Below are 507 nucleotides of genomic sequence, written 5' to 3' on the forward strand. Positions count from 1 at the left end.
GGGTGTGCCAAGCTCACCAACGAAGGACTTCAGCTCCTCAAAGTCATCTTCGGGGCATGCGTTCTAGTTTAGTAGCGATCAAAGCCGAACTCACCTCGTTCAACCTGCTCACGTAACCGATCTCTGTGTGGATTTGGATTTCGTGACGCCCACAGCAACAGCTCGTCCAAATCCGGCAGTTCGTAGCCCAACTCGATCATGAGATACAACTGGATTAGATGACCGTGGCGTTCCACGGCGAGCGAACAGCGACGCCGAGGGAGCCGCGACGCCGACGAGTCGGCGTCTGCGGCGGCTTCGCCCTCTCGCTGTCTTGCCTCGAGCGACCGTAACTCATCCACGATTACACGACTCATCATCAACGAAATTGCGGCCATGATGATCAGCGCCTCGATGATGTAGCCGTCGGTCGTCTTGATCTCGTCCAAGCCGAACCGCGACTTCAGCTCCTTGAACAGCAGTTCGACCTCCCAGCGCGCCCGATAGAGCTGCGCGATATCGGGCGCG

At 57.8% G+C, this 507-nt stretch carries 1 protein-coding gene; it reads right to left on the reverse strand.

The window, feature by feature from the left end; genetic code table 11:
- Window positions 1–68 precede the first annotated feature (68 nt).
- Window positions 69–507 (reverse strand): transposase (locus tag DVK01_RS21210; protein ID WP_147435232.1); only part of this gene is annotated, 439 nt, incomplete at its 5' end.

This window comes from Haloarcula sp. Atlit-120R (genome assembly GCF_003665885.1).
Lineage (GTDB): Archaea > Halobacteriota > Halobacteria > Halobacteriales > Haloarculaceae > Haloarcula > Haloarcula taiwanensis.